Annotated in this window: 12 protein-coding genes; 3 read left to right on the forward strand and 9 right to left on the reverse strand. The window is 61.1% G+C overall.

The features are described 5' to 3' along the window. Positions 1 to 243: 243 nt before the first annotated feature. The 5 genes from M2A_RS02485 to M2A_RS02505 all read right to left on the reverse strand — a co-directional run bounded on the left by M2A_RS02485 (position 244) and on the right by M2A_RS02505 (position 6,207). Complete coding sequence (locus M2A_RS02485) at positions 244 to 1,158, reverse strand: segregation and condensation protein A (protein WP_045442566.1); 915 nt, start codon at positions 1,156 to 1,158, stop codon at positions 244 to 246. Positions 1,159 to 1,304: 146 nt separating this feature from the next. Then, positions 1,305 to 2,321 carry a beta-N-acetylhexosaminidase gene (nagZ, locus tag M2A_RS02490; protein WP_045442569.1) on the reverse strand — a complete coding sequence of 339 codons (1,017 nt, stop codon included), beginning with the start codon at positions 2,319 to 2,321 and terminating at the stop codon, positions 1,305 to 1,307. 6 nt (positions 2,322 to 2,327) lie between these two features. After that, a complete protein-coding gene (locus M2A_RS02495; RefSeq protein WP_045442571.1) occupies positions 2,328 to 3,122 on the reverse strand; it encodes an SPOR domain-containing protein in 795 nt (264 codons plus the stop codon). Continuing rightward, positions 3,122 to 4,876, reverse strand: coding sequence for an arginine--tRNA ligase (gene argS / locus M2A_RS02500; RefSeq protein WP_045442574.1), 1,755 nt, complete (start codon positions 4,874 to 4,876; stop codon positions 3,122 to 3,124). Before argS ends, M2A_RS02495 begins: the two co-directional genes overlap by 1 nt. Positions 4,877 to 5,013: 137 nt before the next feature. Next, the gene (locus M2A_RS02505) at positions 5,014 to 6,207 is read right to left on the reverse strand and encodes a deoxyguanosinetriphosphate triphosphohydrolase (RefSeq protein WP_244444362.1); all 1,194 of its coding nucleotides are present in this window, start codon (positions 6,205 to 6,207) and stop codon (positions 5,014 to 5,016) included. 195 nt (positions 6,208 to 6,402) lie between these two features. Between M2A_RS02505 and erpA the strand changes: the two genes are divergently transcribed. Together erpA and xth are read left to right on the forward strand one after the other, a co-directional pair. After that, the gene (erpA, locus tag M2A_RS02510) at positions 6,403 to 6,765 is read left to right on the forward strand and encodes an iron-sulfur cluster insertion protein ErpA (RefSeq protein WP_081875356.1); all 363 of its coding nucleotides are present in this window, start codon (positions 6,403 to 6,405) and stop codon (positions 6,763 to 6,765) included. Positions 6,766 to 6,844: 79 nt separating this feature from the next. Then, positions 6,845 to 7,627 carry an exodeoxyribonuclease III gene (gene xth, locus M2A_RS02515; protein ID WP_045442578.1) on the forward strand — a complete coding sequence of 261 codons (783 nt, stop codon included), beginning with the start codon at positions 6,845 to 6,847 and terminating at the stop codon, positions 7,625 to 7,627. Between the two features lie 3 nt (positions 7,628 to 7,630). Here the strand turns inward: xth and M2A_RS02520 are convergent, their stop codons facing one another. Next, the gene (locus M2A_RS02520) at positions 7,631 to 9,139 is read right to left on the reverse strand and encodes a M81 family metallopeptidase (protein ID WP_045442581.1); all 1,509 of its coding nucleotides are present in this window, start codon (positions 9,137 to 9,139) and stop codon (positions 7,631 to 7,633) included. Between the two features lie 113 nt (positions 9,140 to 9,252). Here M2A_RS02520 and M2A_RS02525 point away from each other — a divergent pair, with 113 nt between their 5' ends. Beyond that, the gene (locus tag M2A_RS02525; protein ID WP_045442584.1) at positions 9,253 to 9,636 is read left to right on the forward strand and encodes an EthD domain-containing protein; all 384 of its coding nucleotides are present in this window, start codon (positions 9,253 to 9,255) and stop codon (positions 9,634 to 9,636) included. Here M2A_RS02525 and M2A_RS02530 read toward each other — a convergent pair. From M2A_RS02530 to ilvD, 3 genes are read right to left on the reverse strand one after another with little or no spacing between them, the layout of a single operon-like run. Continuing rightward, positions 9,633 to 10,358, reverse strand: a complete 726-nt coding sequence (locus M2A_RS02530) for a tetratricopeptide repeat protein (protein ID WP_045442587.1) — start codon at positions 10,356 to 10,358, stop codon at positions 9,633 to 9,635. The genes M2A_RS02525 and M2A_RS02530 overlap by 4 nt on opposite strands. A 36-nt stretch (positions 10,359 to 10,394) precedes the next feature. Then, positions 10,395 to 11,066 (reverse strand): Dph6-related ATP pyrophosphatase, encoded by a 672-nt coding sequence (locus tag M2A_RS02535; RefSeq protein ID WP_045442590.1) that lies wholly within the window; start codon positions 11,064 to 11,066, stop codon positions 10,395 to 10,397. A 3-nt stretch (positions 11,067 to 11,069) separates the two neighbouring features. Further along, positions 11,070 to 12,794: a dihydroxy-acid dehydratase gene (gene ilvD, locus M2A_RS02540; RefSeq protein ID WP_045442591.1), complete on the reverse strand. Its 1,725-nt coding sequence runs from the start codon at positions 12,792 to 12,794 to the stop codon at positions 11,070 to 11,072. Between the last annotated feature and the right edge of the window lie 101 nt (positions 12,795 to 12,895).

Here is a 12,895-nt window from a genome sequence, read left to right on the forward strand (position 1 = left end):
GGGGAAAGCCTCGACATTGCTGTCCTCGCTCTCTCCAGCGTCCGCTTCGCCGTCCTCGTCTGCGTCCTCATCGGAGGTGTCTTCAGAGGTTTCGTCAGCTGCTTGCTCAGCGCCCTCTTCTACCTCATCAGCCGGGGCCTCGCTCACAGCTTCTTCGACCTCGGCCGCATCTTCTTCGGCGGCTTCCGTTTCCACGGCTTCCAGCTCGGCCTCGTCTTTTTTCACTTCGCTATGATCCATCATCTACTCGTTCGTGCCGGGAGCGGCGCCGGACGGCCTGCCCGCCTCATCCCCGCGCCGCCTGACATAGACGGGCTGGAACGGGCCGGTTTGCCGGATTTCCAGCTTGCCGTCCTTCACCATTTCCAAAGTCGCGCTCAAGGTGCTTGCAAGCGCGGAGCGCCGTTTCTTCCCGGTGCCGAAATCGGGCGGGAAAAAACTATCGATCCGCCCCCAATCCATCGCCGCGCCGATCAGGTTTTCCAGCCGCCGCCGCGCATCCTCAATCGCCAGGATCGGGAGTTTCTTCACCTCATAATTCTCGGTGAAGGTGCCACGTACGCGCTGCACGGAATAGGCTTTCAAAAGTTCATAAAGGTCCGCCTGCCATTCGGGCGTGCGGATCACGCGTACCCCTTCCGGCTTGCCGCGCGCGAATACATGAATGCCCATGCGGGTGCGGTTTGTGAGCTGCTCACTCGCCTTGCGCATCGCCTCCAGGCGCTGCAGCTGGAAGGCAAGACGCGCGGCCATTTCCGCGCCCGAAAGCTCGCCCTCTTCGTCTTCAGGCGGCGGCAGCAGAAGCTTCGACTTCAAGAAGGCAAGCCAGGCCGCCATCACCAGATAATCGGCGGCAAGATCGAGCTCCAGCTTCCGCGCTTCCTGAATGAATTGCAGATATTGCTCGGCGAGTTCCAGAATGGAAATCTTGGTCAGATCCACCTTCTGGTTGCGGGCCAGCGTCAGCAGAACGTCGAGCGGGCCTTCATAGCCGCTAATATCGATCACCAGCCCGTCTTCACGCTCGCTTTCGTCCGGATTGACCCGAACGGGCGCATCAAAGTCCTCCGCCGCGCCTTTATCCTCGGCGGCGGATGCTTCGGCGGCGCTCTCCTCCTCAGGCGGAGCAGCGTTGGGGTCGGTCGGCGGCTGGGTCATGTATTGGCAACTCGTTGAAGGAACCGGACGGCGGGCCGCGCCGCAGGCTGTCTGCCCTTATAACGCGCCTTGGGATTCGGGGCACGGGCTTTTGCCCCGATCCGGCAATTTCCTGTGGGCGAATTGGCGGATGCGTCTGCAAGCATCTAGGAATAGTTTCCAATAAGCGCCTGAAAGGCCTCCCAGCCTGCTTCCTCGTCGAAAGGTTGCGGCGGGCGGTAGCGGCCAAGGGCGTTTTCGGCCCGAAGCAGCGCCTTGCCGCCGAGCCGGGGCACCTCGGCCATGATGGCCTCCATCTCACCCGGGTCGCCATTGCAGTGAAGCACCATGTCGCAGCCCGCCGCAAACGAGGTCCGGGTCCGCGCGCCGAAATCCCCGCCCAGCGCCTTCATGGACAAATCATCGGACATAAGCAGCCCGTCAAAGCCGATATCGCCCCGGATCACCTCCGCGATCACCTTGGACGAGGTTGTGGCAGGGGCCTCCGCATCGATGGCGCTGTAAATGACGTGGGCGGTCATGGCGAGCGGCATGTCCGCCAGCGCCCGGAACGGCGCAAAATCGGTTACCTGCAGAACCTCCAGCGGGGCATCCACCACGGGCAGCGCCTCGTGGCTGTCCACCCCCGCCCGGCCATGGCCCGGAATATGTTTGATGATGGGCAAGACGCCGTTTTGCAGCAGTCCCTCGCAGGCCGCCCGGCCGAGGGCAATGACAGGTTCGGGCGTCAGCCCATAGGCCCTGTCGCCGATCACGTCATGAGCGCCCGGCACCGGTACATCGAGCACCGGTAGGCAATCGACCGTCACCCCGGCGCGGGCAAGCTCCCCGGCGATAAGCCGCGCGCCAAGCCGCGCCGCCTCCAGCCCTTTTTCAGGATCGGCGCTGTAAAGCGCGCCGTAGGCTGCGCCCGTTGGATAGGAACGCCAATGCGGCGGGCGCAGACGCTGCACCCGGCCCCTTTCCTGATCGATCAGGATGGGCGCATCCCGGCCCACAGCCTCCCGGTAGCTTTGGGTCAGGGCGGCCAGCTGGTCCGGATTTTCGATATTGCGGGCAAAAACGATAAAGCCCCAGGGACCGGCCTCTTTGAAAAAGGCGCGTTCCCGTTCGCTCAAAACCGGCCCCTTGGAGCCGAATATCACCGCACCGGGCGTGCTCATGCGCGCTTAGCGCTCCCGCACAAGGCAGTCGAGGCCGCGCGATTTCAGCTTGGAGCAGAGACTGTCGGCGCTCGATTTGCTGTCCAGATAGCCGATCCGAAGCCGGTAATAGACCCCCTTGTCACCAAGATCGGCCCGCTGGATATCCGCCTGCGTACCGCTCAGGAGGTCGCTATGCTGCTTCTGCAAGCTGGCGAAGCGGGATTTGGCATCCGCCTCGCTGCGAAGAGCAGCGATCTGCACCACATAATTGCCCGAAGAACCGGAGGAAGCAGCAGCAGGTGCCGGCTTGCTGGCGCTCTCCGCGGGCTTGGCCGCCGGCGTGCGCGGCGCAGCGCCGGGAATAACGGCTTCCTCGGGGCTGGAAGGTTCGGAAGCCGTTTCCTTTTCAGCGGCGGGCTTTTCTTCCGTATCCCCGTTCGGCAGCTTCATGGGCTCCTCGGCGCGGGGCAAGAGCCGTTCGACGCCCTCTTCTTCGCTTTCCGCCCCGGCGATGCGGTCATAAATACGCTTGTCCTGATGCGGAATTTCCATGCCGCCCGGGTCCTGCGGCGTCACTTTCGCCGGGCCCTGCTCGGCGCGGATCAGCGGCGGGGCGCTGCGCATCCCCTCTTTCACGCCTTGCTGATAGGCAAAGAACAGAACGCCCCCAAAGGCCGCGAGCAGCAGAATGATCCCGGCGAGCAGCAAGGGCCCGCGCCCGCGCTCTTCTTCCTCATCCGTCGCGTCATAAGTGTGGAATTCCTCGTCGGACGGATGCGGCACGAAACGGCCATGTCCTTCATCATCCCGATCGGACATCAGCGCATCTCCTCTATTGCTTCTACCCCCAATATGCCAAGGCCCGCCTCCACCACATAGGCGGCAGCGCGAATCAGAGCCAGCCTTGCAAGCGTAACACTCTTGTCATCGGCGAGGATAAATCTGAGCGAGGGATCGTCCTTGCCCTTGTTCCAGAGCCCGTGGAAGGCCGAGGCCAGCTCATAGAGGTAAAAAGCGATGCGGTGCGGTTCATGGGCCTCCGCCGCCGATTGCACCATGCGCGGGAACTGCGCCATTTGCTTGATCAGCGTCAGCTCCGCCTCATCGCGCAGGAGCGCCATATCGGCCTTGGCAAGCGCGCTGTCGGATAGGTCAATACCGCTGACCTCAGCTTGCGCATTGCGCAGCACCGAATGAATGCGCGCATGGGCATATTGCACGTAGAAAACCGGGTTCTCGCGGGACTGCTCTTTCACCTTCGCAAAGTCGAAATCGAGCGGCGCATCGTTCTTCCGGTAGAGCATCATGAAGCGCACCGCGTCCCGGCCGACTTCCTCCACCACATCGCGCAAGGTAACGAAGCTGCCCGCGCGCTTGGACATGCGCACCGGCTCGCCGTTCCGGTAGAGCTTCACGAGCTGGCAGATCTTCACATCGAGATCGGCCTTGCCGTCGGTGACGGCGGCAACCGCCGCGCTCATCCGTTTGATATAGCCGGAATGATCCGCGCCCCACACATCGATGAGATGCGCCGCGCCGCGTTTATATTTGTCGTAATGATAGGCGATGTCGGGCGCGAAATAGGTCCAGCTGCCATCCGACTTCTTCAGGGCCCGGTCCACATCGTCGCCGAACTCCGTCGACTTGAAGAGCGTTTGCGGGCGCGGTTCCCAATCTTCCGGCGTCTTGCCCTTGGGCGGCTCCAGCACGCCGGTATAGATAAGGCCTTTGCTTTCCAGATAGGCCAGCGTTTCCTCGACCGCGCCGTTTTCATGCAGCGAGCGTTCGGAATAGAAAACCTCGTGCTCGATGCCGAGCGCCGCGAGGTCCCCCCGGATCATTTCCATCATGGCCTCGATCGCCCGTTTGCGGACGATCTCCAGCCAGTCGGCTTCCGGCATGGCTTTCAGCTTATCGCCATATTCCGCCGCAAGCTCCTTACCGATAGGCACGAGATAATCGCCGGGATAAAGCCCCTCGGGAATATCGCCGATATCCTCGCCCAGCGCTTCGCGGTAGCGCAAGAAGACGCTGCGGGCCAGCACCTCGATCTGCCCGCCCGCATCGTTGATGTAATATTCCCGGCAAACCTTATAGCCGGCTTTTTCCAGCAGGTTCGCCAGCGCATCGCCGAAGACCGCGCCGCGCGTATGCCCCACATGCATGGGGCCCGTCGGGTTGGCGGAAACATATTCGACATTGACGAGTTCACCCCGCCCCGCATCCACTTCCCCGTAGGTGTTTCGCGCATTGAGAATATGTGCCACCTGGGCGCGCCAGAAGTCCGGCTGAAGCGTTAGATTGATGAAGCCGGGACCGGCCACATCGACCTTGGTGAAATGCCCGGCCGCCTCCAGCTTGGCGGCAAGCAATTCAGCCAGATCACGCGGTTTCATTCCCGCCGCCTTGGCCAGCACCATGGCGGCATTGGTGGCAAGATCGCCATGAGCTGCATCGCGCGGCGGCTCGACCGTGATCTTGGAAAAATCGAGCCCCTCGGCAAGCTTGCCCTCGGCGCTCAGCGCGCCAAGTTGATCGGTGATGATGGTCTGAAAATGCGAAAAAATATTCATGATGCTACTAGATATTTGCGGTGCGGGCGGAATGTAACGGTAGAAGCCGCGCCTTGCTAGTGCGAACTATACTGCCAATGAAAGCGGGCTTCGAAACGCCCTTCATACCCCGCATGGCGCGTCCTCAGAGCATCTGATCAGCTCATCCGCTCGTCATGCAGATCGAAGAGGCGCTTGTGCTCGCTGATGGCGAAACGGTCCGTCATGCCGGCAATGAAATCGCAGACCCGCCGCGCGGTGCGCATGCCTTTGGGCCCGTCGCACCCCTGCTGCCATTCCGGCGGCAGAAGATTGGGCTCGGCATGGAAGAGCGCAAAGAGCTCCTGCACGATCCGCCGTGCCTTGCTCATCGAGCGGTTGACCTTGTAGTGGCGGTACATGCGTTTGAAGAGAAAGCCCTTCAGCGCTGCATCGTTCTCACTCATCTCGGCGCTGAAGGCCGCAACGGGCTCGCTCGCCCCGCGCACCTCTTCCACGCTTTGCGGTTTGATCCGCGCGATGCGGGTTTTCGTTTCGCCGATCAGATCGCCCACCATCCGCCCGATCATGCCGCGCACAGCCTCGTGCTTGACGAGCTTGGGGTCGAGCCCCGGATAGGTGTCATAGACGTCCTTGAACACCGCGCCGACCAGCGGCACATCCAGCAAGTCCTCGAAGGTGAAAAGCCCGGCGCGCAATCCGTCATCAATGTCGTGGTTGTTATAGGCAATGTCGTCGGCGAGCGCCGCGATCTGCGCTTCGGCAGAAGCAAAGGTGTGAAGCTCAAGATCCTGCACTTCCGCGTATTCAACGATAGCGCGCGGCAGATCTTCAAGGCCCCGCCCATTGCCGATGAGCGGGCCGTTATGTTTGACGATCCCTTCCAGCGTTTCCCAGGTCAGATTGAGGCCGGTCCAGCGCGGATAGCGCCGCTCGAGCTTGGTGAGAATGCGCAGCGTCTGCGCGTTATGGTCGAAACCGCCATAACCTTCCATGCAGGCATCAAGCGCTTCTTCCCCGGCATGGCCGAAAGGCGTATGGCCGAGATCGTGCGCCAGCGCCAGCGCTTCGGCGAGGTCTTCATCGAGGCCCAGTACCCGGGCGACGGAGCGGGCAATCTGCGCCACCTCCAGCGAATGGGTCAGCCGCGTGCGGTAATAATCGCCCTCGTGATAGACGAAGACCTGCGTCTTGTGTTTCAGGCGGCGGAAGGCGGCGCAATGGATGATCCGGTCCCTGTCCCGCTGAAAGGCGGTGCGCGTCGCGCTTTCCGGCTCCTCAAAGAGCCGCCCCCGTGAACGGGCGGCCAGGCTCGCAAAAGGCGCGGTAGCTGCCGGATTGGATAAGGCCAAAGAAACCCCCTGCATTTTGTGCCTATTTGCCTGAACATCGCCGGATGGGAGGCAATATTTGACAAATCGGCCCTTCTTCTTACATCTGTTTAGAGTATTTCCAGGCTATAATACCAGCCATGAGTAAACCGGCCGATGCAAACCGGCAAGACCGGCAGGTGGCTAAGCCGGTAGACAAAGAAGCGGATGGATCAAATGAGCGAGAGCATGGAATTGGAACTGCCCGGTGTGGGACAGCCCATTACCCTGTCCGAACGCGCGGCAAAGCAAATCTCCAAAATCCTCTCCGGTGAGGAGCCCGGCGTGATGCTGCGCATCGCGGTGACAGGCGGGGGCTGCTCCGGCTTCCAATATGCTTTCACCTTCGACGACGAAAAACAGGATGACGATCTGGTGCTGGAGCGGGGCGGCGCGACCGTCCTCATCGACGAGCTTTCGCAGATGTATCTCGGCGGCTCGGAGATCGATTACGTGGACGATCTGATCGGCGCGGCCTTCAAGATCAACAATCCCAATGCCACGGCCAATTGCGGCTGCGGCACCTCCTTTTCGATCTGACTGCGATCGCTGAGACAAGCCCGCCCAAGCATGATAAAAAGCCCGCTGCCGCTCAGCGGGCTTTTGCTTTGGAGGTCTTATGAAAATCGCCACATTCAACGTCAATTCCATCAAGGTCCGTCTCGGCCATCTGAAAGACTGGTTGAAGGAATCCGAAGCGGATGTGGTGTGCCTGCAGGAAATCAAATGCGTCGATGACGCATTCCCTGCCGGAGAGATCGAAGACCTTGGCTATAACGTCGCCGTGCACGGCCAGAAGACCTATAATGGCGTTGCCATTCTCTCCAAATACCCGCTTGAAGATGTGACCTGCGGCCTGCCCGGCAATGACGGGGATGAACAGGCCCGTTATATCGAGGCCGTGGTGCCCGCGGGCGGCACCGTGCTGCGCGTCTGCGGGCTTTACCTGCCGAACGGCAATCCGGTCGATACGGAAAAGTTCTCTTACAAGCTGGAATGGATGGACCGGCTCATCGCCCGCGCAAAAGAGCTGCTGCTGCTCGAAGAGCCTTTCGTGATGATGGGTGATTACAACATCATTCCCCATGAAGACGATGTGCACGATCCGGACGCTTGGCGGAACGATGCGCTGTTCCGGCCGGAATCACGCGCGAAGTTTTACGAGCTGCTCAATCTCGGCCTGACGGAAGCCTTCCGCGCCTGTCATTCCGAGCCCCATAAATACACGTTTTGGGATTATCAAGCCGGGGCCTGGCAGAAGGACAATGGCATCAGGATCGACCATTTGCTTCTCTCGCCGCAAGCCGCCGACCGGCTGCGCGCCTGCGACATCGACAAGGCAATGCGCGGGAGGGAAAAGCCTTCCGACCACGTGCCGGTCTGGGCGGAGCTTGAGTTTTAGGCCTCAGCGCACCGGCTCGCCCGGAAAGACATCGCCGCCCGGCATCAGCCGCACCCCTGCCCGCAAGCGCTTATATGGCAAGAGCGTATGGTCCGCCGGGTTCGGGCCGGGGCTTGCGACCACCAGCACCTCTTCGGCAATGGGCTCGAAATCGGCGCGGAAATGCACCGAGCTTTTCACCGCGACGACGCGGTAGCTTGAAGGTTCCGCGCCAAGATGCGTAAACATCGCCTGATCCGCGCATTGCACCTTGCGCTCGGCCACAACGACATCGACCGCGCCGTGCCGCAAGAGCGCGGCCTTGCCGAGCGAGATCTGCGAGCCTGCATAAAAAGGCCCCGTCGCGGCAAAAGGCGCATCCGACAGCCGGATCACTTGCCAATCGGTATGAATGGGCTCTTCCGGCGCCCCGCCGGTTTTCGCGCCAAGCGGCAGGGAGATTGCCGCGCCTTCGCCTGCCTCATGCGCGGCGCGGGCAACTTCCGGATCGTAAATCACGCCCATCAGCGATTTTTCCAAATTGCTATCCAGTATGGTTTTCAGAAGCTCGACCGTATCGCCATTGCCGCCCGCGCCCGGATTGTCCTGAGTGTCGGCCAGGATGAAGGGGCCCGGCTTGCCCGTTTCCGTCACATAGGCAAGGGCGGCTTGCGGCGCCCAGAGCGCGCCCGCGAACCGGTCTTCCAGCGCATAGAGCCGGCGGGCAAGTTCGTCCGCAACACCGTCCGCTTCCTCTTGAGCTGCGGCATAGACAAGAACCGAGGGCCCGCAAAAGGAAATATCCGCCGGTGAAAAGCCGGTGGCGAGCGAGACGGATTTCACCGTCCCGCGTTCAAGATCGCCGAGCCCGCCGTAAATTTCTTTCGCCGGGTCCACCAGCGTGCAGGAAGCGGTGAGCGGAATAAGAAAATCGATTTTCCGGAAGGCGCACGCCGCGCGCGTTCCCTCGCGCAGCCGCGCTTCCAGCGCTTCGGCAGCACGCTGGCCGGTCTCGGCCATATCGACATGGGGATACGTCCGGTAGGTGACGAGCATGTCCGCATGGGCATGCATGGTCTCGCTTATATTCGCATGCAGATCGAGGCTGACGATAATAGGAAGCGAAGGCCCCGTCAGCGCCCGGATACGGGTGAGAAGTTCGCCTTCCCCATCTTCCAGATGCTCGCAGACCATTGCCCCGTGCAGATCGAGATAAAGCGCGTCGATGCCTTCTTCCAATGCCATTTCGAGTTTCGACAGCATGGACTGTGCAATGCGCTCGAAAGCGTCTTTCGTCACCGGACCGGAGGGCGTTGCCGAACACCATAAAAGCGGCACGAGCTCATGGCCGAGCGCTTTTGCCTGATCCATGAAACCGGAGATGGGGATATTCATGCCGCCAAACGCATTCAGCAGCGCATTGCTTTCCTGCAGCGCAGGCCAGGAATCGGCTTGCTCGAAAGCGGCAAAATCCGCCTTCATCGGCGCGAAGGTATTCGTTTCGTGCTGAAAGCCGCCAATGGCGATCTTCATGTCCCTTCTCCTTACTCTCTCGATCGTGACGCCCCCCGCCTCGCACATCGGGCAGGGCTCAGGTTAGACTAGCGCCCACACAAACTGAATATAACGAGGCCAAAGGGATCTTTATGATCAAACTCACATTCTGCCTTACCCGTAAAGACGGTATGACGCGCGAGGAGTTCCAGGATTATTGGTTGAACAGCCACGGGCCGCTGGTGCGCAAGCACGCCAAGGCACTGCATATCAAACGCTATGTGCAGTTCCATAGCCGCGATCTGCCGGACACGGACCCGCTGCGCGCCTCCCGTGCCGGATCGCTGGAAAAGGCACCGGCAACCTATGACGGGGTGGCGGAGCTTTGGTGGGAAAACCTCGATGAACTGCGCGCCGGCACGCAAACGGACGAAGGCAGGGAAGCCGGACGGGCGCTTTTGGAAGACGAAGCAAAGTTTATCGCGTTCAAGACCTCCCCGCTCTGGTTCGGCGAGGAAGAAGTGATCGTTGGTTAGCCCCGGCTCTTGCGGGCCTCAAGCCATTGGCGGGCCCGCGCTTCGCCTTGCAGGCGCACGTCGGCGCTGAAAATACCTTTGAGCTGATCCTGCAGCGCGTTCGCCTGTTCGCGCTCCTCGTCCGTGCCGAGTTTCTTGGCAAGGTTGAGATACATGGCCCCTTCGACGGGTTCCTCGGCAATGCCCTCACCCTTGGCATAGATGCGGGCAAGCTCAAGAAAGGCAGGCACATAGCCTTTCTTGGCCGATAGCAGCAGCCAGCGCATCCCTTCCACCCGGCTGCGCGGCACGCCGAGGCCGTTTCGGTGCATCTTGCCGAGATAATATTGCGCTTCCGGATTGAATTTCAGTGCCGCCTTGTCGAACCAGTCGAGCGCTTTCAAATAATCCCGTTCCAGCTCGATATCCGGAATGCCGGTCAGGTAATACTGCGCAAGGCGCACCTGCGCATCGCTATTGCCCATTTCCGCAGCCTGCGTGAAATAGGAAAAGGCCAGCGCATCCGAGGCGGGCACACCCCGCCCGTTCATATAAAGATTGCCGAGCAGATAGGCCGAAAGCGCATGGCCGTCCGCCGCGCTTGCCTTCCATTCTTCAACCGCCGTTTCCACATCGCCGGAACGGAACGCGGCAATGCCCCGCTCGAAATCGGCAGCGGCGGTGGCGGGCAGCCCGCCAAGGCCGAGCAATGCGGCAGCTAGAGTGAGCGGCAATTTGCGCATTTATGCGCCTCCTTCAACTCGGTCATCGCGCCGGGGTCAGCCCGGCAGAAAATCAGCGTAGATGAAACCTTCCCGTTCCACCACCTCTCCGGGCTGGCAAGCAATGGACTTGGTAAACATCGGTCCTGCCGTAACAACGGTATGAAACTCGCCCCGTTCCCCGCAAGGATCGACGCTTGCAGGAAGACCGGCAAGCAGAGCAGCATCGAAGCGCCGCCCGGCAACCTCTTTGGGCGCCTGCCGGGGATCGACGCAAACAAGATGCGCCTCGAGCCCGCCATCGATCATCTCGCGGGCAAGCGCGGCCGTTTCTTCGCCCCAAAGCGGAAAGACGGGGGTGAGGCCCGTACCTTTCAGCTTTTCCTCCCGGTAGGCGCGTACATCTTCCAGAAAAAGATCGCCGAAAATCATATGGGTGACGCCTTGCGCCTTCAGGGCGCTCACCGCTTCTTCCATCCGCGCTTCATAAGTCTCGTTCGGGCAGGGCCATGGAATGGAGACTTTATGACAAGGCAAGCCGAGCGCTGCGGCCTGCAGGTCCAAAAGTTCCTCACGCACGCCGTGCATGGAAACGCGCGAGAAGGTGCCCGTCACGGTGGTCAGGATGCCTGTGATGTCAAACTCGCCCGCCTGGCGCGCTTTATGAAGCGCCCAGGCGGCATCCTTTCCCGAGCTCCAGGAGACATAGGCCTTCGGTTTTTTACTCACGTCTCAAATATCCGCATAACAATGTTTCTCGGCCGCGCCGCCCGGATGGGTCACCGCGCCCTTGCGCGCCGTGCCGACAAGCTGGGCATATTTCCAAAGCGCGCCCGAAGCGTAATCGGTTTCGCGCGGTGCCCAGTTCTTCCGCCGCGCTTCCAGGACATCGTCATTGACTTCGAGATCGATGCGGCCTTTTTCGGCATCGATAGTGATCATGTCGCCGTTTTCGACCAGCGCGATGGGGCCGCCAAGGGCTGCTTCCGGCCCCACATGACCGATGCAGAAACCGCGCGTCGCGCCGGAAAAGCGTCCGTCGGTGATGAGCGCCACTTTATCCCCCATGCCCTGCCCGTAAAGCGCCGCCGTGGTGGAGAGCATTTCGCGCATACCCGGCCCGCCTCTCGGGCCTTCATAGCGGATGATCAGAACCTCGCCTTCTTCATATTGCCGGTTCTCGACCGCCTCGAAGGCTTCTTCTTCGCAGTCGAAAACCCGTGCCGGACCTCTAAACCGCAAGGTCTGCATGCCCGCGACTTTCACGATTGCCCCATCCGGCGCAAGCGTGCCCTGCAAGCCGACAACCCCGCCGGTAGGTGAAAGCGGGTTCGTCACCGGATAGATCACTTTCTGGTCTGTATTGAAGGTGACGCCTTCCAGATTTTCTTCCAGCGTCTTGCCCGTCACCGTCAGGCAGTCACCGTGCAGATAGCCGCCGTCGAGCAGCGTGCGCAGCAGCATGGGCATGCCGCCCGCCTCATACATATCCTTGGCGACATATTGCCCGCCAGGTTTGAGGTCCGCGATATAAGGCGTTTTCTTGAAAATCTCCGCGACTTCCAGAAGGTCGAAATCGATCCCCGCCTCATGAGCCATGGCAGGCAGATGCAGCCCGCCATTGGTGGAGCCGCCCGTTGCGGCAACGACGACGGCGGCATTTTCAAAGGCCTTGCGGGTGCAAATGTCGCGCGGGCGGATATTCTGCGCGATGAGGTTCATGACCGCCTTGCCCGAGGCTTCGGCATATTCGTCCCGGCTTTCATATGGCGCGGGCGCCCCGGCGGAGTTGGGCAGCGCAAGGCCTATCGCCTCTGAAACGCAGGCCATGGTGTTTGCCGTGAACTGCCCGCCGCAGGCCCCGGCACTGGGGCAAGCCACGCATTCGAGCGCCAGCAGCTCTTCATCCGGCAAATTGCCCGCCGAATGCTGACCAACCGCCTCGAACACATCGAGCACCGTCACGTCTTTATCCTTGTAGCGGCCCGGCAGAATCGAGCCGCCATACATGAAGACGCTCGGCACATTGAGCCGGAGCATGGACATCATCATGCCCGGCAAGGACTTGTCGCAGCCGGCAATGCCCACAAGCGCGTCATAACAATGACCGCGCATGGTCAGTTCCACGGAATCGGCAATGACGTCACGGCTTGCGAGCGAGGATTTCATCCCCTGATGGCCCATGGCAATGCCATCCGTCACGGTGATGGTAGTGAATTCGCGCGGTGTGCCATGAGCCTCGTTGACGCCTTTCTTCACGGCCTGGGCCTGGCGTTGCAGCGAAATGTTACAGGGCGCGGCCTCGTTCCAGCAGGTGGCGACGCCGACAAAGGGGCGGTGAATTTCTTCATCGCTCAGCCCCATTGCATAATAGTAGGAGCGGTGCGGCGCCCGCTCCGGCCCTTCCGTCACGTGACGGCTCGGCAATTTCGATTTGTCGAAACGTTTGGCATCCATGGGAGCACTCCTTTTGGCGAACCGGCAGTCTTGCGCGCGATAGTAGGCAGCAAAGGCGGGGGGAACCACCCTGTAAACGGTATTTTTCCGACTATCGGCCC

The organism is Tepidicaulis marinus (assembly GCF_000739695.1).
Taxonomy (GTDB): Bacteria; Pseudomonadota; Alphaproteobacteria; order Parvibaculales; family Parvibaculaceae; genus Tepidicaulis; species Tepidicaulis marinus.

Excerpts from the sequence above, each read along its gene's own strand:
- M2A_RS02485 (WP_045442566.1), bottom strand. The coding sequence starts at position 1,158 with ATGACCCAGCCGCCGACCGACCCCAACGCTGCTCCGCCTGAGGAGGAG.
- nagZ (WP_045442569.1), bottom strand. The coding sequence starts at position 2,321 with ATGAGCACGCCCGGTGCGGTGATATTCGGCTCCAAGGGGCCGGTTTTG.
- M2A_RS02495 (WP_045442571.1), bottom strand. The coding sequence starts at position 3,122 with ATGTCCGATCGGGATGATGAAGGACATGGCCGTTTCGTGCCGCATCCG.
- argS (WP_045442574.1), bottom strand. The coding sequence starts at position 4,876 with ATGAATATTTTTTCGCATTTTCAGACCATCATCACCGATCAACTTGGC.
- erpA (WP_081875356.1), top strand. The coding sequence starts at position 6,403 with ATGAGCGAGAGCATGGAATTGGAACTGCCCGGTGTGGGACAGCCCATT.
- xth (WP_045442578.1), top strand. The coding sequence starts at position 6,845 with ATGAAAATCGCCACATTCAACGTCAATTCCATCAAGGTCCGTCTCGGC.
- M2A_RS02520 (WP_045442581.1), bottom strand. The coding sequence starts at position 9,139 with ATGAAGATCGCCATTGGCGGCTTTCAGCACGAAACGAATACCTTCGCG.
- M2A_RS02525 (WP_045442584.1), top strand. The coding sequence starts at position 9,253 with ATGATCAAACTCACATTCTGCCTTACCCGTAAAGACGGTATGACGCGC.
- M2A_RS02530 (WP_045442587.1), bottom strand. The coding sequence starts at position 10,358 with ATGCGCAAATTGCCGCTCACTCTAGCTGCCGCATTGCTCGGCCTTGGC.
- ilvD (WP_045442591.1), bottom strand. The coding sequence starts at position 12,794 with ATGGATGCCAAACGTTTCGACAAATCGAAATTGCCGAGCCGTCACGTG.